This is a genomic window from Bacteroides sp. Phil13, assembly GCF_001940965.1.
GTDB classification, from domain to species: Bacteria; Bacteroidota; Bacteroidia; order Bacteroidales; family Bacteroidaceae; genus Bacteroides; species Bacteroides intestinalis.
This window is the reverse complement of sequence record NZ_MSHA01000022.1, coordinates 1-20938: the sequence shown is the minus strand read 5'-3', so window position 1 is coordinate 20938 and position 20938 is coordinate 1. Positions and strand designations below refer to the sequence as shown.

16 protein-coding genes and 1 pseudogene are annotated in these 20938 nt (G+C 40.4%); 9 read left to right on the top strand and 8 right to left on the bottom strand.

Going from position 1 to position 20938, the window contains the following annotated elements; genetic code table 11:
• Positions 1–174: 174 nt before the first annotated feature.
• Entirely contained in the window at positions 175–3396 is a 3222-nt protein-coding gene (locus BWI44_RS03135) for a UvrD-helicase domain-containing protein (RefSeq protein WP_195208937.1), read from the top strand.
• Between the two features lie 13 nt (positions 3397–3409).
• Positions 3410–6307 (top strand): PD-(D/E)XK nuclease family protein, encoded by a 2898-nt coding sequence (locus BWI44_RS03130; protein ID WP_286811362.1) that lies wholly within the window; start codon positions 3410–3412, stop codon positions 6305–6307.
• A 53-nt stretch (positions 6308–6360) separates the two neighbouring features.
• Here BWI44_RS03130 and BWI44_RS03125 read toward each other — a convergent pair whose 3' ends face one another.
• The 6 genes from BWI44_RS03125 to BWI44_RS03100 form a co-directional block, all read right to left on the bottom strand.
• A complete protein-coding gene (locus tag BWI44_RS03125; RefSeq protein ID WP_118294565.1) occupies positions 6361–7488 on the bottom strand; it encodes an ATP-binding response regulator in 1128 nt (375 codons plus the stop codon).
• 30 nt (positions 7489–7518) lie between these two features.
• Entirely contained in the window at positions 7519–8463 is a 945-nt protein-coding gene (locus tag BWI44_RS03120) for a UDP-glucuronic acid decarboxylase family protein (RefSeq protein WP_118294564.1), read from the bottom strand.
• A gap of 163 nt (positions 8464–8626) precedes the next feature.
• The gene (locus BWI44_RS03115; protein WP_118294563.1) at positions 8627–9160 is read right to left on the bottom strand and encodes an IbrB-like domain-containing protein; all 534 of its coding nucleotides are present in this window, start codon (positions 9158–9160) and stop codon (positions 8627–8629) included.
• Entirely contained in the window at positions 9157–10449 is a 1293-nt protein-coding gene (locus tag BWI44_RS03110) for a DUF3440 domain-containing protein (protein ID WP_118294562.1), read from the bottom strand. Before BWI44_RS03110 ends, BWI44_RS03115 begins: the two co-directional genes overlap by 4 nt.
• 2 nt (positions 10450–10451) lie before the next feature.
• Positions 10452–10847: a hypothetical protein gene (locus BWI44_RS03105; protein WP_007663056.1), complete on the bottom strand. Its 396-nt coding sequence runs from the start codon at positions 10845–10847 to the stop codon at positions 10452–10454.
• 759 nt (positions 10848–11606) lie between these two features.
• Positions 11607–12332 (bottom strand): RDD family protein, encoded by a 726-nt coding sequence (locus BWI44_RS03100; protein WP_007663057.1) that lies wholly within the window; start codon positions 12330–12332, stop codon positions 11607–11609.
• A gap of 101 nt (positions 12333–12433) precedes the next feature.
• Between BWI44_RS03100 and BWI44_RS03095 the strand changes: the two genes are divergently transcribed.
• From BWI44_RS03095 to BWI44_RS03070, 6 genes are read left to right on the top strand one after another with little or no spacing between them, the layout of a single operon-like run.
• On the top strand, positions 12434–13396 hold the full coding sequence (locus BWI44_RS03095) for a stage II sporulation protein M (RefSeq protein WP_195208934.1): 963 nt from the start codon (positions 12434–12436) through the stop codon (positions 13394–13396).
• Positions 13377–14303, top strand: coding sequence for a hypothetical protein (locus tag BWI44_RS03090; protein WP_115501855.1), 927 nt, complete (start codon positions 13377–13379; stop codon positions 14301–14303). Before BWI44_RS03095 ends, BWI44_RS03090 begins: the two co-directional genes overlap by 20 nt.
• 10 nt (positions 14304–14313) lie before the next feature.
• Positions 14314–14928: a DUF4129 domain-containing protein gene (locus BWI44_RS03085; protein WP_007663061.1), complete on the top strand. Its 615-nt coding sequence runs from the start codon at positions 14314–14316 to the stop codon at positions 14926–14928.
• Complete coding sequence (locus BWI44_RS03080) at positions 14925–16139, top strand: DUF4350 domain-containing protein (protein WP_195208933.1); 1215 nt, start codon at positions 14925–14927, stop codon at positions 16137–16139. The genes BWI44_RS03085 and BWI44_RS03080 overlap by 4 nt, the downstream gene beginning before the upstream one ends.
• An 11-nt stretch (positions 16140–16150) precedes the next feature.
• Complete coding sequence (locus tag BWI44_RS03075) at positions 16151–17125, top strand: AAA family ATPase (RefSeq protein WP_117707468.1); 975 nt, start codon at positions 16151–16153, stop codon at positions 17123–17125.
• Positions 17122–18432 (top strand): DUF58 domain-containing protein, encoded by a 1311-nt coding sequence (locus tag BWI44_RS03070; RefSeq protein WP_195208932.1) that lies wholly within the window; start codon positions 17122–17124, stop codon positions 18430–18432. The genes BWI44_RS03075 and BWI44_RS03070 overlap by 4 nt, the downstream gene beginning before the upstream one ends.
• Positions 18433–18461: 29 nt before the next feature.
• Here BWI44_RS03070 and BWI44_RS03065 read toward each other — a convergent pair whose 3' ends face one another.
• Positions 18462–19577 carry a DUF2971 domain-containing protein gene (locus BWI44_RS03065; RefSeq protein WP_007663066.1) on the bottom strand — a complete coding sequence of 372 codons (1116 nt, stop codon included), beginning with the start codon at positions 19575–19577 and terminating at the stop codon, positions 18462–18464.
• A gap of 240 nt (positions 19578–19817) precedes the next feature.
• On the opposite strand from BWI44_RS03065, the gene BWI44_RS03060 reads away from it, so the two are divergent.
• Entirely contained in the window at positions 19818–20138 is a 321-nt protein-coding gene (locus BWI44_RS03060; RefSeq protein WP_286811340.1) for a hypothetical protein, read from the top strand.
• A 315-nt stretch (positions 20139–20453) separates the two neighbouring features.
• On the opposite strand, the pseudogene BWI44_RS03055 reads toward BWI44_RS03060, so the two are convergent.
• A pseudogene (locus BWI44_RS03055) lies at positions 20454–20938 on the bottom strand (hypothetical protein); the annotation flags it as partial.

Below are 20938 nucleotides of genomic sequence, written 5' to 3'. Positions count from 1 at the left end.
TTTTTCATAGTATTAGATTTAAGGTTAACAAAGGTTGGAGTACAGCGGTACTCCTTTTTTTATGTCTATACCCCTCAAGTGAATCAAAATTAATAGATAGAATTGCCAAAGACATACCCTCTAATTCATGCTTTTTACGTATGTTTGTACCAAAGTTCAATTTCGCAAATTTACATGGAATTATTAGTATATAAAGCCTCAGCCGGTTCTGGAAAGACATTCACCCTTGCTGTAGAGTACATCAAGCACTTGATACTCAACCCCAGAGCTTACCGGCAAATACTTGCCGTAACCTTCACCAATAAAGCTACGGCAGAGATGAAAGAGCGCATCCTGCAACAACTCTACGGAATCTGGGTAAGCGACCCGGCATCCGAACCCTACTTGAATCGTATCCGAGAAGACTTACAATGGAAGAATCTGTCTGAAGACGATATCCGCCTGGCAGCCGGAACCGCCTTACAGTACATGTTGCATGATTACAGTCGGTTCCGGGTGGAAACCATCGACTCTTTTTTCCAATCCGTGATGCGTAATCTGGCACGCGAACTGGAACTAAGCCCGAACCTCAATATCGAACTGAATAATACCGAAGTTCTGAGTGATGCAGTGGATAGCCTGATAGAGAAACTAACTCTATCCTCTCCGGTACTGGCCTGGCTACTGGACTATATCAATGAGCGTATTGCCGATGATAAACGCTGGAATGTATCCAATGAAATCAAACGCTTTGGCTGGAATATCTTCGATGAAGGTTATATAGAACAAGGTGAAGGACTCCGCCAACAACTGAAAGATCCCAATACTATCAAGCTATACCGTAATGAACTGAGGGAAATGGAAACGGAAGCTCTGGAACAAATGAAAGGTTTCTACGACCAATTCATTGGCGAACTGGAAGCACATGCCCTCACACCGGAAGATCTGAAAGGTGGGGCACGAGGCATAGGCAGCTATTTTCGCAAACTGAGGGATGGACGTTTATCAGACAAAGATACAGTAAATGCCACACTAAAGAACAGTCTGGATGATGCCAAAAACTGGGCTACCAAAACATCTGCGCAGAAGAACGAAATTATTCGGCTGGCCGAAACAAGCTTACTCCCGTTATTACAGGATGCTGAAACTTTCAGACCAAGAAACAACAAGATCGTAAATAGTTGCCGACTGTCCCTGCAACATTTGAATAAATTACAGTTACTTGCCCATATCGACGAAGAAGTGCGTGAACTGAACCGGGAACATAACCGCTTCCTATTATCAGATACGAATGCACTGCTCCATAATCTAGTACGAGATGGGGATTCTTCTTTCGTATTCGAAAAAATCGGTGCCAATATACGAAACGTAATGATCGATGAGTTTCAGGACACCAGCCGGATGCAATGGGATAACTTCAAAATTCTACTACTTGAAGGTCTTTCACAAGGAGCAGACAGTTTGATCGTAGGAGATGTGAAACAATCTATCTATCGCTGGCGAAACGGCGACTGGGGGATATTGAACGCGCTGGGTACCAAAGATGCTTCTTTCCCTTTCCCGGTACGTGTAGAAACACTAAAGACCAACCGTCGAAGTGAAACGAATGTCATCCGCTTCAATAATAACTTATTTACCGCAGCCGTGGAATATCTAAATATGCTCCACCTGAAAGAGCTGCAAGAAGACTGCCACCCCCTGCAACGGGCTTATGCAGATGTTGCCCAGGAATCGCCACGAACGGAAGCTAAAGGATACATCAAAGCAACCTTTCTGGAACCGGACGAAGAGCATGACTATACAGAACTCACCATTCTCTCGTTAGGAGAAGAAGTGCAGCGGTTGCTGGAAGCAGGCGTGAAGCTAAACGATATCACCATTCTGGTACGCAAAAATAAAAACATCCCTCCCATTGCTGACTATTTTGACAAGACCATGCACCTGTCTGTCGTCTCGGACGAGGCATTCCGACTGGATGCTTCACAGGCCATCTGTATGTTGATAGATGCCTTACGCTACTTATCCAATCCGGAAGACAAGGTGGCGTGCGCATCACTCATGATGAACTATGAATCAGGAATCAAAAAACAGGGAGGTGACTGGGACAGCTTACTGACCGCGAAACCTGAAGAAGCACTGCCCGAAGCATTCGTCACAGGTATGGAAACTCTCCGGTTAATGCCACTTTACGAATTGTTGGAAGAATTATTCAGTCTGTTTGAAATGAAACGGATTGAAAAGCAGGATGCTTATCTTTTTTCCTTCTTCGATGCTGTCACTGAATACCTTCAAAATAATTCTTCGGACCTGGACGCATTTATCCGCTACTGGAACGAAACATTATGTAATAAGACTATCCCCAGTGGAGAAATGGACGGCATCCGTATCCTTTCCATTCATAAATCAAAAGGACTGGAATTTCATACCGTTCTCATTCCTTACTGTGACTGGAAGCTCGAGAATGAAACTAATAATCAGTTGATATGGTGTTCGCCTACTGAAGCACCATTCAGTACACTCGACATCGTTCCGGTAAATTATTCCTCTACCATGGCGGAATCTGTATATCGGCAAAATTATCTGGATGAACGCCTGCAACTCTGGGTGGATAACCTGAACCTACTTTATGTAGCTTTCACCCGTGCCGGAAAGAATCTAATTTTCTGGTGCAAGAAAGGGCAAAAAGGTACCATGTCGGAATTATTGGCCAATGCTCTGCCACAAGTAGCCGCCCGGGAAGGTGACGAAAACTGGGATGAAAAAGAACCTTATGAAAATGGAGAACTCTGTCCATCAAAGTACACAGGAACAGATGAGCACCTGCCCGACCCCCCTAAGACTTCTGCCAATCGCCTTGCACAAAAGCCTGACAAACTCCCGGTACACATGGAAAGCATGAGGCATGATATAGAATTCCGACAGTCGAACCGTTCTGCGGACTTTATTCAGGGAGTTGATGAAGAAGAATCCGACAATCGCTTCATAAACCGGGGACGGCTTTTACATACTCTTTTCTCAGCCATTGAAACAGAGGAAGACATTGATAATGCTATTGACCAACTTGTCTTTGAAGGTATTATCGGCAAACCCGAAACGGAAAAGTCAATCCGGGAACTGACCCATCATGCATTCTCGCTTCTCCAAGTTCAAGACTGGTATTCGGGGAACTGGCACCTGTTCAATGAATGTGATATCATCTGGCAGGAAAGGGGTGAGCTACATACCCGCCGACCCGACCGTGTAATGATGCGCGGCAATGAAATTGTCGTTATAGATTTCAAATTCGGAAAACAAAACAAAAAGTATAATAAGCAAGTGCAAGGATATATGCAATTGCTCACTCGCATGGGGTATCTGAAAGAAAACATAAAAGGATACCTTTGGTATGTGGAAGAAGATTTAATAGAAAAAGTATAGATACAACGGTAGTATGCAAACATTTCTCCAATTAGTAGCCCAAGACCTTTACCAAAAGATAGGAAACGATCTTTCAAGAGTAGCCATCGTTTTCCCCAATAAACGTGCCAGCCTGTTCTTCAACGAATATCTGGCAATGCAGAGCGACCGCCCTATATGGTCGCCTGCCTATGTCAGTATCAGCGAACTGTTCCGGCAACTCTCCCCGTGGAAATCCGGAGACCCTATCCGGTTGGTATGCGAACTCTATAAAGTCTTCCGTGAAGAAACCCGCAGCGAAGAAACACTCGATGATTTCTACTTCTGGGGCGAATTACTTATCAGTGATTTTGACGATGTGGACAAAAATCTTGTAGATGCCGACCGGTTATTCTCTAACCTGCAGGATTTGAAAAATATAATGGACGATTACGACTTCCTTGACTCCGAGCAGGAAGAAGCCATTCGTCAGTTTTTCCAAAATTTCTCTATCGAGCGCCGGACACAGCTTAAGGAGAAATTCATTTCTCTATGGGATAAATTAGGCGATATCTATCACCATTATCGCCGTAATCTTGAAGAACTTGGCATTGCTTACGAAGGTATGATGTACCGCTATGTAATGGAGGAATTACAGTCGGATAAACTAAAGTATGAGCATTACGTTTTTGTTGGTTTCAACGTATTAAACAAAGTAGAAACCAAGTTCTTTGAACGCTTGCGCGAGGCCGGAAAAGCATTATTTTATTGGGATTATGATGTCTTCTACACCCGCCTGCCCCGTGAAAACACACCTCCCTACACACACGAGGCAGGAGAATTCATTCTTCGTAATCTGAAATTATTCCCCAACGAATTGCCGGAAGCAGTTTTTGATACATTGCGGAAACCTAAAAATGTACGTTTCATCTCTGCTCCGACTGAGAATGCACAAGCACGTTATCTACCGGAATGGATACGTTCCGTAACGAAAAGAGACCTACAGAAGACTCCTGTGAAAGAGAAAGAAAATGCAGTAGTTCTTTGTAATGAGGCACTTCTGCTACCTGTACTTCATTCCATTCCACCTGAAGTAAAGAATGTAAATATAACTATGGGATTTCCTTTGGCACAAACACCCGTATACAGTTTCGTCAGTGCACTTATCGAATTGCAGACTACAGGTTATCGCAGAGATACGGGACGCTATCAATACGAAGCTGTACAGTCTGTACTGAAGCATCCCTATACACGTCAGCTCTCCACTTCTGCAGAAAGTTTAGAGAAACAATTAACAAGGGACAATCGATTCTTCCCTTTACCTTCTGAGCTAAAGCAAGATATTTTTTTAGAACAAATATTCACGCCTAAAACGGGTATTTCAGCCCTTTGTCAATACCTCACGGAGATGTTACGCGAAGTTGCTGTCCTCTACCGGCAAGAACAAGAAACAGATGATATCTTCAACCAACTTTACCGAGAGTCTCTATTTAAAAGTTATACTCTCATCAATCGTCTGCTGAACCTGATTGACAATGGAGAATTGAACATACAAATTGATACATTGAGACGTCTGCTCTGCCGACTACTTGCCACTTCAAACATTCCTTTTCATGGCGAGCCTGCTATTGGTATGCAGGTGATGGGAGTCTTGGAAACACGTAATCTCGACTTTCGTAATCTTATTATGCTTTCTCTCAACGAAGGGCAGCTGCCCAAAGCAGGTGGTGATTCTTCCTTTATTCCATACAATCTGAGGAAAGCTTTCGGCATGACTACTATCGAACATAAGAATGCCCTATATGCGTATTACTTCTACCGCCTGATACAACGTGCCGAAAATGTCACCTTATTATATAATACTGCTTCAGAAGGATTGAATCGCGGAGAAATGTCTCGTTTCATGTTGCAATTTCTTGTTGAATCTCCACACAGCATCTCACGAGAATACCTTGAAGCCGGACAATCTCCCCAAAGTGGTAGAGAAATTCGCGTTGAGAAAACACCGGAGATCATAACGAGAATGTACGAAAGGTATGATGTGAATCGTCATCCGAAATCCCTGTTTTCACCTTCAGCACTTAATACTTATCTGGATTGCAGATTGAAATTCTATTACCGCTATGTAGCTGGCCTAAAAGCTCCCGATGAAGTAAGCGCTGAAATAGACTCTGCTCTGTTTGGTACAATTTTCCACCGTGCAGCCGAATTAGTCTATAAAGATTTGACTGCAAACGGAAAAGAAATTCGAAAAGATGATTTGGAGCAAGTATTGCGCAATGATATAAAATTACAGAACTATGTAGATACCGCTTTCAAAGAGGAGTTCTTCCACGTAGCCCTCACCGAAAAGCCGGAATTTAACGGTACGCAGCTTATTAATGCCAAAGTAATCACATCTTATCTCCGCCAACTGCTGCGTAACGATCTGCAATATGCACCTTTCTTTATGGAAGGCATGGAAAAGAAGGTAACGGAAATTATAGAAATCGAAACTCCGCAAGGAAAGTTAGCATTGAACATCGGTGGTACCATTGACCGTATAGATAGCAAAGACGACACTTTGCGTATAGTAGACTATAAAACAGGAGGTAGCCCAAAGACGCCCGAAAACATCAAGCAGCTATTCACACCTGCCGACGGACGTCCGAATTACATTTTTCAGACTTTCTTGTATGCTTCTATTATGTGCCGCAAGCAGTCATTGAAGGTAGCCCCTTCCCTACTTTATATTCATCAAGCAGCGTCAGAGACGTATTCCCCTGTTATTGAAATGGGAGAAGCACGCCAACCCAAGATGCCGGTCAATAACTTTGCTTTCTATGAAGATGAATTTCGTGAACGCCTGCAAACTCTTTTACAAGAAATATACAATCCGGAAGAAGCTTTCACCCAAACTGAAGATACCAAGAAATGTGAGTTCTGTGATTTCAGAGAGCTATGCAGGCGATAAAAAAACAGACCGTCTGTTTACATGAAACAGATGGTCTGTCTTTAATACAATATTTACTTTTTCAACGGGAGTGAGAAGCTGAATATAGAACCTTCGCCTTTTTTGGAAGTAAACCACAGTTTACCACCATTCTTTACTACAAAGTCCTGACACAAGAGTAATCCCAAACCGGAACCTTCTTCATTGTTTGTACCGAAGGTACTGAAGTGCGTATCTGTATGAAGCAGTTTCTTTTGTCCTTCTTCGTCAATACCACAACCGTGATCTTGCACACAGACTACCGCCATACCATCTTTTTCCTCCAGTTTTACCAATACTTCAGAATTTTCGTTGCTGAACTTAATAGCATTGCTTATCAAATTGCGTACCACGGTTTTCAGCATATCTATATCTGCGGATACAGCCAGTTTCTCCGGTTTCTCTTCACGGATTGTAATCTTCTTCAGACCAGCTACCATATTAAAGATATCTATAACTCCATCCACAACTTCTACCACATCAATATCCTGATATACTACATTCAACTTACCAATCTGGCTCTTCGTCCACTTCAGCAAGTTATCCAGCAATGAGAATACATCTTCTGTCGTCTGGTTTGCCATTGTCAACAGCTCATACATCTCATCACCGATCTTCTCAGCCGGCAGATTCAGTATCAGCATATTCAGCACCATCTTGATAGAACCCATAGGAGAACGCAAATCATGAGCAATCACCGAATAAAGTTTATCACGTCCGGCAATGGTACGTTGCAGCTCTTCGGTCTTATTCAAAATAATGCGTTTGGCAGCTACCAGCGAAATCTGGTGGGTTACACGAATAATCAGCTCTTCCTTATTGAAAGGTTTGGAGATAAAGTCATTCGCTCCCACCTGGAAACCTTTTACAATGTCCGTCGTGCTGTTTAGCGCAGTCAGGAAGATGATAGGAATATCTGCGGTCTTAGGGTTTGCTTTCAAATGCTGTGCCACTTCAAAACCACTCATGTCCGGCATCATCACGTCCAGCAACACCAAATCCGGGTTTTCCTTATCTACCTGCTCCAATGCTTGCCGACCGTTACTTGCCGTAGCGATAGCAAATTTTTCATTTGTTAAGAGTACTTTCAACAACAAAACGTTGGACATCACATCGTCAACGATGAGAATCTTGTACTCAGAAGGATTTATTTCCATATTCATCTTATACTATATTGTTTTCCCGTTTATCTATTAATTTCTATAACGATATTCCTTAAAATATTCCACTATCTTCTGCAAACCATCTCCCAATTCAATTGTTGGCTGCCAATTCAGTTTCTCTTTTGCCAGCGTAATATCTGGTTGGCGCTGTTTCGGATCATCATGCGGAAGCGGCTTAAACACCAATTTCGATTTAGACCCTGTTAATTGGATGACTTTTTCAGCTAGTTCAAGAATAGAAAATTCATTCGGATTTCCAAGGTTTACCGGGCCAATAAATTCGTCCTCCGTATTCATCATTCGCACCATTCCTTCTATCAGATCATCAATATACTGAAAGCTTCGGGTCTGATCCCCTGTCCCATAGATAGTTATATCATGGTTTTGCAGTGCCTGAACAACAAAATTAGAAACTACTCTACCATCATTCGGCAACATCCGTGGACCATACGTGTTAAAGATACGAATTATTTTAATACGAATATTGTTTTGACGATGATAATCCATAAACAAAGTCTCAGAACAACGTTTTCCTTCATCATAACAAGATCTGATGCCAATCGGATTCACATTTCCCCAATAACTTTCTACCTGAGGATGTACTACTGGATCACCATATACTTCACTTGTTGAAGCTTGTAAAATCTTAGCATTTGTCTTCTTCGCCAACCCCAACATATTAATAGCTCCCAGTACGGAGGTCTTAATCGTTTTGATCGCATCATATTGGTAATGTATCGGTGATGCCGGACAAGCCAAGTTATAAATTTCATCAAGTCCTTCAATGAGATAGGGAAATTCTACATCATGATTCACAAACTCAAAATGAGAATTGTTCTTCAGATGCTCTATATTCGATTCTACACCAGTAAACAAGTTATCCAAGCATATGACATGATGCCCTTCATTTATTAACCTTGTGCATAAGTGCGACCCTATAAACCCGGCACCTCCACTAACCAATATTTTTTTCATGTAAGAATTTTATAATGTCCGAAGACACATGTAACCTATTCGTTTGTTTATGTTGGCAAAAGTAGGAGATTTGGTTAACTTATGCAAGTTTGGAACAGGATATTTCACTTGTTAAGGATAACAAAAGAACATAATAGAAACAAAAATGCCCAAAATGGGCATTTTATTCTTCGGGAACCGGTGTTTCCACTGGGTTTGGAATACTAAAACTCTTGTCCGAAAACAGATCCGCCAAACCAGAAATCTGTTTCAAACGGAGTAATTCATCCCGATCCATGCCAATATTTTTCATAATCCATTGATCAGACATGCCTGCTTTATCCAGCTCAGCCACAATGTGGCACATCAATTCTATATTATGCGAACCGCGCGCACGGTTATGCCGAATGGTAGACGCCATGCGATTAGAGAGTTCTTTATCAATCACCACCACAGGCAGCAAACCATTTTCCCGTTGATAAATACGTTTGGAACTTTTCAATACGCTATAACGATGATATCCATCAACCAATATATAACGGTCAGCTTCACTATCGTAGTAACACACACAAGGCATCGTAAAACCATCTTCCCAAATAGAAAGTTCCAATAGTTTCATTTCAGGAGGCGCTACAATATTGGGATTATAATCATTCGCCACTATTTTTTCCAACGGTACCGCTTTCACAGCATATACCGGACTTTGCTCTACACTCATAACATCATATTTTTGAATTGTTCCATTATTTTATCTCGTTTGTATGCTTCTTCTTTGTTTAAGGCAAACCCCATATACTTACAGGCGTGATCGTTTTTCAGGATACAGACACACATTCTTTTATAAGTTGGAATCTCACGAAATTCAGAAATTTCAATATCGTCCAGATAGTCCATCTTCACAGGTTTCTTATGTGTCTTGTAATTAGTAGTATTCACTACCTCTAGCGACACACCAGCATCCCTGAGCTTTTGAATGGTCTCTTCACTAAGACATCCACCTTTCGTGCGCCAGAATTCAATACTAACGGTCAATTTCTTCAAGTAATTACGCCGGGTATTTTCAGGCAATGTAGAAAGCAGGAACTGCATAAATTCTTTCCAGGTATACCCCTTCGGCAAGCGAACGGTTTGCCATCCCATAGCATGTGTTCCGCCATAAATTCCAGTAAAGTTCACCCCGTTCACACGCCCCACCATCTTGCCCCAGGTAGTAGGATCAATCACTTTATAAAGCCGGAGACTTTCCTGAGCTTCACATAGAAATGGACTTGCTACACGTTGACGTTCAATGTTAACGCCAGCTTTATAATATAAATCATATAAATGATTATAATCCCATCCGAATTTTCCATTAGCTACCCAGATATCTGTCGTTTTCCAATCGAATATAGGATATGCATTGAAAATATCGTTTCCTATCTTAGAAGTCCAACGATAGTTGTGATACATTTGATATTTCCGCGCAAGATGAATACTGCGCCAGCGATTGAAGCTCTCCTGTGTACGAATACCGATTAGAAAACAAGAACGAACCGCATCTCTTTTTTCATGCAACCACTTGGCAAAGTGCATTTGGAATTCATAGTCCCACATTGCATCGGTATAAAAGGGAAAGCTCTTTACGTCCATACTTCCCTTTGGCATCTGCCGCACCCATATTTCTTCCATCTCCGGATCCCAGGGACGCCAGTAATTCTGATACATAGAGGTACAAGTAGTGACTTTAAAAGGCACACACACTCGATAGACTTCCAAAATATCCTTGTTTGCCTCCAGAATACGGTCTACATAATCAATTGTCATGCTATACTGGATTTCATAATCCATATGGTAAACACAAAGTTTCCGCTTGAGATTATTGCGCCGGATATAGTCAATACACAAGTTCAGTAATACACCACTATCTTTCCCTCCGGAAAAAGACACGCAGATGTTATCGAACTCCTTAAATATAATATGTAGCCGTTCTTGTGCTAATTCATATACATTCTTCTGAGCCTCCCCCATTTTTAATTCTCCTTATTCATTTTCACATAGCGCTTCCACTCTTTCTCTACTGAAAAGCCTAATTCCTTAAATATCTCCTGATGCTCTACAAATGTAACTGAACTCAAATATTTATCTTTATCCATTTTGGCTATGACCTTTTCTAAAAGAGCTTTTAATACTTCTGCATTATTATTCCTTATATAATAGTTATTAATAACTGCTTCCCGCTTTTTATATTCCAGCGGTATAAAACCTACAACTTCTTTTCCATCCACTGCAACAAACCACACAAAACTTTCCGACGTACGGAAAGGATAATTATAGTTCTGTTTTAAGACTTCCGGATTCATTACTAAAGGAGCTACAAGTTGATACAACCGTTTCTCCGTACCTTGCAATTCTATTATTTGCGTCATAGCTATCTGTTATTTATTATGGTTTGAGTTTAATTCCCACATAAAATAGTGCAGACAAAATTAAATAAAAAAAGAATAGAGACAATAAAGAATCAAGAAAATTAATAAAATTATATTTATTAAACACATTATCTTAAACTACAGTATATTTCTATAAAATTACTTATTGGGGTTGCATACCAAGGTAGTTACCGCAAACTGATGTACTATTCGGCACCGCAATATATCAACAATAGAAAATCAAAACGGGTTGACAAGGGAACTCACATTCTGACACTTTGCATTTTTAATCTATTGAGAATCCCATATTCCCGGATTGATACCCACAAAGATGAAAATACGCCAATAAAAAATGGCAAGAAGCAGATTTTGAGATAAATATCGAAATCATGACATTTTTTTTAGAATGAAATACCCCCTGAAAAGTGCACAAACAAGCATATAATCCGGATGCCGTAACCCTTTTACCTATAAGTAGTAACCTTTTTACCTGTAAGTAGTAACCCTTTTACTTGTAAGTAGTAACCCTTTTACTTGTAAGTAGTAACCTTTTTACCCATAAGCAATAACCTTTTTTGCATAAATCCCCTGAAATCCGGAAAAATATGCAGAAAATGCGCATTATTATTATTCGTCTATCCAAAAAATACGCCGGAATGCGATTATTTTTGAAGTAACAAGTCAGGAAAATAAAGAATACTGTGACAGAATGACACAAATTTCTTTCCTATGGTAACACTTTCTAAAGACTATAAATTATCAGATTTCCTCTAATGCATAATATTGATAATCACGGAGAACTGTTTGAAGAAACTGCTCTTGATTACCATCACGGGGAGTTATGGTAAGAAGTTCCTGGACTTTCTTTGCCAATTGTGCAATGCGGTGCACACGGTCTTTCTTGCCGTCCTGCAATGTCCGGGTAATAACATTTATTTGCTCCAGCGACAAATCGGCTGCTTGTGGATAAGTGGGACGATAATCTTTCGTCAGATAATCAAACTCATCAAGGCTGACATGGATCTTGCGATAGTTCTGTTCTTTGATTACCATGGTCCCGGCTGCAAGATCCCCCATCCGCTGACTGTTCTTCGTTAATAGTACCACCAATAGTCCGAAACCACCGGTAAGCAGACTATCAATCGGAAAAAGAAGCCAACGAAGCAAGTAAGAACTAATGCCGGGCGTAGAACCGTCTGCCTTCACTACACGAATGTTCATCAGATTTTTCCCGAAACTTCGTCCATGATTGAACATTTCACATAGAAACGAATAGCCTAATACCGGCAGATAGACTACAATCATAATAAGAATCATTATAAAATCCGATGAGATTCGGAGTGTAGAAAGCAGGGTAGCCGTTGCATATACATAGAAACCTATCAGAATAAAATCGATCACCAACGCAATGAGTCGTTCGCCAATACTCGCAGGTGTTTGGCTGATACGAACAAATTGCCCGGTAATAATTGTAGTTTCTGCCATTTTTGATTAAACATTTTTTGTATATCGTTGCAAATATATCATTATTCTCTTACTTTTGTTATTGATTTCAGACAAAACTTATTTGGAACCTTTGGAAAAGCATGAAAGAAGTAACGTTTATCCGTCGGAATATCGATAAATGGAAAGAAGCCGAGAAGGTAGTGGAACAAGCAACAAACTTGTCTCCCGACCGGCTTGCCGATGTATATACGGACCTCACTGCCGATCTGGCGTTTGCACAAACGCACTTTCCTACTTCACGTATTTCCATTTACCTGAACAACCTTGCTTCTGCACTACATAACAAGATTTACCAGAACAAGCGTGAGAAATGGACGAGGATCATCACCTTTTGGACACAAGAAATCCCACAGATCATGTATGATGCCCGTCGGGAACTATTGGTTTCATTGATCATTTTTACCGTCAGCGTGCTGATTGGGGCAGTTTCTGCTGCGGGTGATCTCGATTTCGTCCGTTTGATTCTGGGGAACGGCTATGTGGACATGACCTTAGATAACATAGCCAACGGTGAGCCAATGGCAGTGTATAACGGCTCTTCCGAAGTTCCTATGTTCTTGGGAATCACACTAAATAATATTATGGTTTCTTTCTATTGCTTTGCCATGGGAATCCTAACAAGCTTTGGTACAGGATATATGCTTTTCAATAATGGAGTTATGATCGGCGCATTCCAGATGTTCTTTTTCCAGCATGACTTACTTTGGGAATCCATGCTTGCCATATGGCTGCATGGGATACTTGAAATCTGGTCTATTATTGTTGCCGGAGCTGCCGGACTGACTTTGGGCAATGGATGGCTTTTCCCCGGAACATATTCAAGACTGGAATCGTTCAAAAGAGGAGCCAAAAGAGGAGTGAAAATAGTTGTAGGTACAATCCCCATATTCATAATGGCAGGATTTATCGAAAGTTTCATCACGCGCCATACCGAATTACCGAATATACTGAGACTCAGCCTGATCCTCATTTCTCTTGCATTTATTATATTCTACTATATTTATTTACCTAATAAGAAACGACATGGAATCACAAAAGCCTAAAATTGCAATGTATGTGAAACGCTCTTTCGGAGAGAAGTTAAATGCATCTTTTGATTTTATAAGGGAGAACTGGAAGCTGATGCTAAAGTTTACCACATATCTGCTTTTACCACTCTGTCTCATCCAAGCCCTGAGTCTAAATGGTATGATGAAAGGGATGGAAAGTATAGCGGAGGGCATGGATATTTCTTCCGATACGGCTCTCCTTATCTCATTCCTCTCATACTATGGCTTGTTTGCACTTCTTCTCATAATAGGAACTGTATTGCAAGCTTCGCTGATATATGCAATGATCCGGACCTATAATGAACGCGAAGAGCGCCTGCAAGGTATTACCTTGAAAATGCTGACACCTTTGTTGTTCCATAACATCAGAAGATTATTCATCATTGTACTTTTCGGATTACTATTAACAGTATGTGTTAGTTTTATATTAGGCGCTTTAAGCGTCATGTTCTTCCCTATCACGTTTTTATTTGCTCTCATTGCAATAGTTTTTGCCGTGCCACTTGCCCTCTGGGCACCTATCTACTTATTCGAAAATATTTCCATAATGGAAGCATTTAAGAAAACTTTCCGTCTAGGCTTTGCTACCTGGGGAGGTGTCTTCCTTATTTCTTTAGTCATGGGAATCATAGCCGGTATACTACAGGGAGTCACCTTGGTGCCCTGGTATGCAGCTACAATTGTAAAAATACTCTTCACTATGAGTGACGTAGGAAGTGAAGCAACCGTATCAGTAGGATATAGTTTCATGCTCTATCTACTGGCAGTAGTGCAAGCATTCGGTGCTTATCTAGCAATGATTTTCACATTTGTGGGATTAGCCTATCAATATGGGCATGCATCCGAAAAGATGGATAGTGTAACGATAGAAAGTGACATTGATAACTTTGACAAACTCTAAATCAATCTAAATGACTCTTTCTCCGACTGATACATTGGTTTGTGATACTACGCAACTTGCTGTGTGGCAATCTGACGCAGACTACAACTACAACCGTGAGTTGATAGCCCCCGAAGTGAATATATTCGAATGGCTCAACAGGTGGTTCGGAGAAATATTGCAGAGTATATTTGGCAGTCAGTTTGCTGAAGATTATTCAAAAACGATTCTGATAAGTGTTGCTGTCCTCATGCTGTTACTGATCGGCTGGTTCATTTATAAAAAAAATCCGGCAATATTCATACGTTCCCGCAAGAATGCTTTACCTTACAGTGTGGGGGAAGATACCATTTATGGAGTTGATTTTGCCCTAAAAATAGCCTCTTCCCTTTCCCGCCACGATTACAGGGAAGCAATCCGACTGCTATATTTGCAAACATTGAAGCAACTCAGTGACGAAAAACGTATTGACTGGCAACTCTATAAAACGCCTACACAATATATTTATGAAGTACGGATGCCTGCATTTCAGAGGTTAACCCATCACTTTTTGCGAGTGCGCTATGGAAACTTTGAAGCAACGGAAGAATTATTCCAGACCATGCTATCCTTACAGGGAGAAGTCAAGAAAGGAGGCATTGTATGAAAGGAAATCACTTGTTTATCATCTGTATTGCCATCTTTTTACTCTTAATGTTCGCGATAGAATGTAGATTACCCAAAAAGTTTGTATGGGCTCCTAGTTTCAGCCACTACGATAAACAACCTTTCGGATGTGCCGTTTTCGACAGTTTGCTATCTACGTCGTTACCAAAGGGGTATTCTTTATCTCGAAAAACCTTTTATGAACTGGAACAGGAAGACACAATCTCTCGTAGAGGCATATTAGTAGCCACTAATAACCTGTCTCTGACAGATGTGGATGTAGAAGCAATACTAAAGATAGCAAAACGGGGAAATAAGATTATGCTGGTGAGTAACTCTTTCAACAGAAATTTAGAAGATACATTGGATTTTAATAGCAGTTATTCCTACTTTAGCCCAGCATTATTAAAGAAATATGCTGCTGCATCATTGGAGAAAGACACTCTCCTCTGGGTAGGAGATTCTGCCATATATCCCCGGCAATCCTTTAATTTCTATCCTCAACTGTGTTCTTCTTACCTCGTGCCCGACTCGCTTCCGGCTAAGGTACTGGCAGAAAAGGGTATTCCAAGTGTCCCAATAGCCTTATCCTATCCATGGGGAAAAGGTGAAATAATCCTGGTCTCTACTCCCCTGCTCTTTACTAATTATGGAGTATTAGATGGAAAAAATGCGACTTACATTTTCCGCCTATTATCCCAAATGGGAGATTTACCCATTGTCCGCACCGAAGGTTACATGAAGCAAACGGCCCAAATACAGATGTCCCCTTTCCGGTATTTCCTTTCTCAAAGACCGCTGAGATGGGCTTTGTATTTGACGATGTTCACCATTATCCTCTTCATGGTATTCACCGCCCGAAGGAGGCAACGGGTAATTCCTATCATCTACCAACCGGAAAACAAATCGCTGGAATTTACCGAACTGATAGGAACTCTTTATTTTCAAAAGAAAGATCATGCCGACTTGGTGCATAAAAAGTATATCTACTTTGCAGAAGAATTGAGAAGAGAAATTCAGGTAAATATAGAGGAAGTAGCAAATGACGAACACTCTTTCAGCAGAATAGCCCAAAAGACCGGCATGAATACAGAAGAGATCAGTGAGCTTATCCGTTCCGTCAGACCAGTGATTTATGGAGGGTGCACTATTTCTGTAGAGCAGATGAAGTATTTTATTGATAAGATGAATGAAATAATAGATCATATATAAAGAAGAAATTTATGGAAGAGAATATTGAAAGACGAGTAGATTTGACTCTCTTTTCCGAGAAGATACAAGAGTTGAAAGACCAGATTGCATCTGTCATCGTAGGTCAGGAGCAAATGGTGGACTTGGTATTGACTGCCATTTTAGCAAATGGGCATGTCTTGATAGAAGGTGTGCCGGGAGTAGCAAAAACACTGCTGGCCCGTCTGGTTGCCCGCCTGATTGATGCGGATTTCAGCCGTATTCAGTTTACTCCGGACCTAATGCCAAGCGATGTACTGGGTACAACTGTATTTAATATGAAAACCAATGATTTTGATTTCCATCGGGGCCCCATCTTTGCCGACATCGTATTGGTGGATGAAATCAATCGTGCTCCGGCCAAGACACAGGCTGCCCTGTTCGAAGTAATGGAAGAGCGTCAGGTCAGTATTGACGGAATGACTTATCCTATGGGAGAGCTTTATACAATTCTGGCTACTCAAAATCCTGTAGAGCAAGAAGGTACTTATAAACTACCCGAGGCGCAACTCGACCGTTTCCTGATGAAAATAACAATGGACTACCCAACTCTGGATGAAGAAATAAACATCCTGAAACGCCATCATACAAATGCCACATTCGTAAAACTGGAGGACATCGATTCTACCATTACCAAAGAAGAGTTCTTATCTCTCCGCAAGCTGATGAACCAGGTATTTATTGATCATACATTGCTTCAATACATTGCCATGATTGTACAGCAGACGCGCACCAGCAAAGCCGTATATCTGGGAGCTTCTCCACGTGCATCTGTCGCTATGCTGCAGACCTCTAAAGCATACGCTCTATTGCAGGGACGTGATTTCATAACACCGGAAGATATAAAATTTGTTGCTCCATACGTACTCCAGCACCGCCTGATTCTGACTGCGGAGGCCGAAATGGAAGGATATTCACCGGTGAAAGTAACCCAACGCCTGATTGATAAGGTAGAAGTACCGAAATGATTTTAAACCGACGCTTTTATATTGCCCTCAGCCTGATTATCCTGTTACTGGGTAGCGGGTATACTTTTGCTCCGCTCTTTGTTCTCGGGCAATGGATGCTTTTTATCATGCTCCTGGCTGTATTAGCGGAAGGATACATGCTTTATCGCATCCATGGTATACAGGCATTTCGCCAATGTTCATCACGTTTTTCCAACGGAGATGAAAATACGGTGAACATTCGGGTGGAGAGCAGTTATCCATATGCAGTATCCGTGGAAGTCATTGATGAAATACCTTTTATATTCCAGCAGCGAAATATAAATTTCCAGATAAAGCTCCAGGCAAATGAAGGTAAAACAATCAGCTATCAATTACGACCCACCCATCGGGGAATCTACAATTTTGGACGGATTCGTATATTTGTACAAGGTAGGATGGGATTACTTTCGCGCCGCTATACCTGTGGTGATACCCAAGATGTCAAAGTCTATCCATCCTACCTGATGTTACATCGTTATGAATTGCTGGCAATAAGTGATAATCTTACGGAATTGGGTATAAAACGTATACGTCGCGTAGGACATCACACTGAGTTTGAGCAGATAAAGGAATATGTAAAAGGCGATGATTATCGCACTATAAACTGGAAAGCAAGTGCCCGCAAGCACGAACTTATGGTAAATGTGTATCAAGACGAACGTTCCCAGCAAATTTATAGTGTGATAGACAAGGGACGAGTTATGCAACAGGCTTTTCGTGGAATGACCTTACTTGACTATGCGATAAATGCCTCATTAGTTCTTTCGTACGTTGCCATGCGGAAAGAAGACAAAGCCGGACTCATAACCTTTGATGAACATTTCGATACCTTCGTACCAGCATCAAGCCGTCCCGGACATATGCAGACATTGCTTGAAAATCTCTATAATCAGGAAACTACTTTCAGTGAAACGGACTTTTCTTCCTTATGCGTACATCTGAACAAGCATGTCAATAAACGTAGCCTTTTGGTTTTATACACCAACTTCTCCAGTATGGGAAGCATGAACAGGCAATTAGCATACCTGCAACAACTGAATCGACAACACCGCCTACTGGTAGTATTCTTCGAAGATGCTGACCTGAAAGCCTATATTGCTACTCCTGCCTCAGATACGGAAGGATACTATCGCCATGTCATTGCCGAAAAATTTGCCTTTGAAAAACGATTAATTGTCTCTACCCTAAAACAGCATGGCATTTATTCTCTATTGACCACGCCCGAAAATCTCTCTATTGATGTAATTAATAAATATCTGGAGATAAAATCGAGACAGTTACTCTAATCAACCTCCGGTAATAGGCAGGCAAATAATTATAAGACATTTACCTTATATTCTGAATTATAATATTCTACTGCCATCTGATATTCAGCAATGTTCTTCTCTTTAGCCAATAAACTCAATTTCGCCTTATCAGCAGAAGATATGTTACTGCCATAATAAATAGCTGTAGGCTTCATTATAACTTTGACAGATTCATTTTCATAAGAATCCGGACAAATCAATCGCCATTCATTTTCATATCCCCAGCATTTGGCTTTATTCAAAAACACTTTCAAATAAATAAAAATGTCAGGCAAAACAATGCTGCTATTATTTTCTCCTTTAAGGCTTATAAGAAAGTCATCCATTAAACTTTTCCCTATATGAGTTGCATCAAGTCTTTTATCTGAATAGATTACCGGAAAAAGTATTGCCGGGTGACTACTAGGTTGCGTATCACTTGTTGGAAAAACAACTTGCTTTATATCATATTCCAACACAAATCCGCTATGTCTATCAGCATAATGTGACCACATCAGCATATTATCCTTTCTCTCTGTAAAACATGCAATCTTACAACTTTCCTTTACACTCTCCACTGATTGATCTAATAAATCCCCGATAAATTCAAGATATTCATTAATTTTATCACTATAAATGCCCTTATCGCCATATGTAGTTCCTTCATAATAAGCCTCACGCAATCTTTGGTTCACCACCTCGTCCCCTTCTCCTTTCCAAACATTAAAACATTGCATTTTTTTCACAACTTCATCAATTATCGGATCGTCAGGATATTGTTTTCTCATCTCTTCCTCAACCAGGCTGTTTATCTTGCTCAACATATAAAGAAACCAATTTTTATTCAACGCTTCCTCATAATTCTTTAATATCTCCTCTTTCTTGTAGCAAACCAAAGAATCAAACGGATCATTAAAATTACGAGGATTACCGGCATATACTTCATCATCTCTAAATGAATCCAAATTATATTCTTGACAGTTCCGATATCTATATAGTTTTGAAGGTACATTTTTCGCCACCAAATCATGGAGTTTAGAGAACAACTCACCTCCTTCCGGTGAATTAGTTTCTCCACGTTTAAGAGGAATAATTTCACTCATCAACATTCTCTCAAACTCCTCTTTAAAGTTAGATGTTTCCATTGTGTTTTATATATCAAGTATAATGTCCGCACATGCTCAGAATCTCATTATGCAAAAATAGTGTTTATTTACGTAGCTGACAGCCCAATTTCAAAGTTTCTTTGTTACGGTCTCTTTTATACTGTTAATTATTTGAATAGTTTAAATACCCTGCAAAACCGTATCACTAAAATATTTGTTTGTAATAAAGGGGTGTTAGCTTTGCCCGGATTCTAAAATCGAGTAAATAAAAAGATAACCATGAAAAAAGAAGTTTCTGAAGTGCTCAAAAATGAGCAAAACAATGAAAGTTGTATCCATCTGTATCTGGAAGAATGTGGCTGGTGTGCTTATGAAGTTTCAGCTTATCTGCTTATGAACCTCTTAGGAGGAAAATGTATCGTCGAGAAAATAGAACAATGCGGATCAAAAATTGTTCGGGCACTAATGAATATAGATTTATTAGGCGACATTAATTATGGCGATTATCGCTACGCTGGTCTAAATTCCTATAACCTTCAATTAGTAGGAAAAAATAAAGTTGACAAAAACTTATTTATTCACTGGAAAAAGAACATATAGGAATGACACTGCAATAAGCAAAATGATATTGCAATAAAGCTCTGCAGACAAATCAACAGAGCCTTATTGCAATAAAAGTTATGGAATTAATTAGAGATATTCAGTAAATGTCCCTCTTTCTAATAAATTAAGAGAACAGTTTTACTTTACGTGAGCTTTTCTCTTATTTTTTCTGTAAAGTCTCAAGTCTTCTATCTTTTTAATAAAATATTATTTACATATTCTTATTTTTTCTTCCCAACGGTACATTATGTATATGTCTTTTTAGGGGAAGTTAAAGACCTCTCCTGTTTTCCTCTTGTTATTTTAGTCTGATTATGCAGCCGTTCTTTTTTTCATTTCGACCTTTTCTATCATGCATACTGCATTGGCCGTATGTATTCCAAAGAAAATCCAAAGCATTTCCGTTTTCCTGTTTCTAGCTTTTATTCTGGCCAGTGAGTAATGTTGTTTCTGCGTTCCAAAGCTTCCTTCCAGGCGGGTAGCTCTTTCACGGCTGAGTTCCGACCGTAAGATATTCCGAAGTGGCTCATCTTTGGCAGCTCTACCCTTATGCTTAAAGGAAGTACTTATATGATATTTAGTACAAAATTTCCGGTTGGCATTATTAGCACAGATTGAATCCGCTGCAAGTGCCTTAACCCTAACCTTGGTCAGTTGTTGTTGCAGATGACTTTCATAACAGGTGGCATCCGTCATACAGACATGAAGATTCTCAAGATAAGGTTTCCAATGGTCAGCCAGAATAGCCTGGAGGAACTCAATATCAAGGCGATCCGCTAGTTCCTGACGAATTGCAC

Excerpts from the sequence above, each read along its gene's own strand:
- BWI44_RS03135 (WP_195208937.1), top strand. The coding sequence starts at position 175 with ATGGAATTATTAGTATATAAAGCCTCAGCCGGTTCTGGAAAGACATTC.
- BWI44_RS03130 (WP_286811362.1), top strand. The coding sequence starts at position 3,410 with ATGCAAACATTTCTCCAATTAGTAGCCCAAGACCTTTACCAAAAGATA.
- BWI44_RS03125 (WP_118294565.1), bottom strand. The coding sequence starts at position 7,488 with ATGAATATGGAAATAAATCCTTCTGAGTACAAGATTCTCATCGTTGAC.
- BWI44_RS03120 (WP_118294564.1), bottom strand. The coding sequence starts at position 8,463 with ATGAAAAAAATATTGGTTAGTGGAGGTGCCGGGTTTATAGGGTCGCAC.
- BWI44_RS03115 (WP_118294563.1), bottom strand. The coding sequence starts at position 9,160 with ATGAGTGTAGAGCAAAGTCCGGTATATGCTGTGAAAGCGGTACCGTTG.
- BWI44_RS03110 (WP_118294562.1), bottom strand. The coding sequence starts at position 10,449 with ATGGGGGAGGCTCAGAAGAATGTATATGAATTAGCACAAGAACGGCTA.
- BWI44_RS03105 (WP_007663056.1), bottom strand. The coding sequence starts at position 10,847 with ATGACGCAAATAATAGAATTGCAAGGTACGGAGAAACGGTTGTATCAA.
- BWI44_RS03100 (WP_007663057.1), bottom strand. The coding sequence starts at position 12,332 with ATGGCAGAAACTACAATTATTACCGGGCAATTTGTTCGTATCAGCCAA.
- BWI44_RS03095 (WP_195208934.1), top strand. The coding sequence starts at position 12,434 with ATGAAAGAAGTAACGTTTATCCGTCGGAATATCGATAAATGGAAAGAA.
- BWI44_RS03090 (WP_115501855.1), top strand. The coding sequence starts at position 13,377 with ATGGAATCACAAAAGCCTAAAATTGCAATGTATGTGAAACGCTCTTTC.
- BWI44_RS03085 (WP_007663061.1), top strand. The coding sequence starts at position 14,314 with ATGACTCTTTCTCCGACTGATACATTGGTTTGTGATACTACGCAACTT.
- BWI44_RS03080 (WP_195208933.1), top strand. The coding sequence starts at position 14,925 with ATGAAAGGAAATCACTTGTTTATCATCTGTATTGCCATCTTTTTACTC.
- BWI44_RS03075 (WP_117707468.1), top strand. The coding sequence starts at position 16,151 with ATGGAAGAGAATATTGAAAGACGAGTAGATTTGACTCTCTTTTCCGAG.
- BWI44_RS03070 (WP_195208932.1), top strand. The coding sequence starts at position 17,122 with ATGATTTTAAACCGACGCTTTTATATTGCCCTCAGCCTGATTATCCTG.
- BWI44_RS03065 (WP_007663066.1), bottom strand. The coding sequence starts at position 19,577 with ATGGAAACATCTAACTTTAAAGAGGAGTTTGAGAGAATGTTGATGAGT.
- BWI44_RS03060 (WP_286811340.1), top strand. The coding sequence starts at position 19,818 with ATGAAAAAAGAAGTTTCTGAAGTGCTCAAAAATGAGCAAAACAATGAA.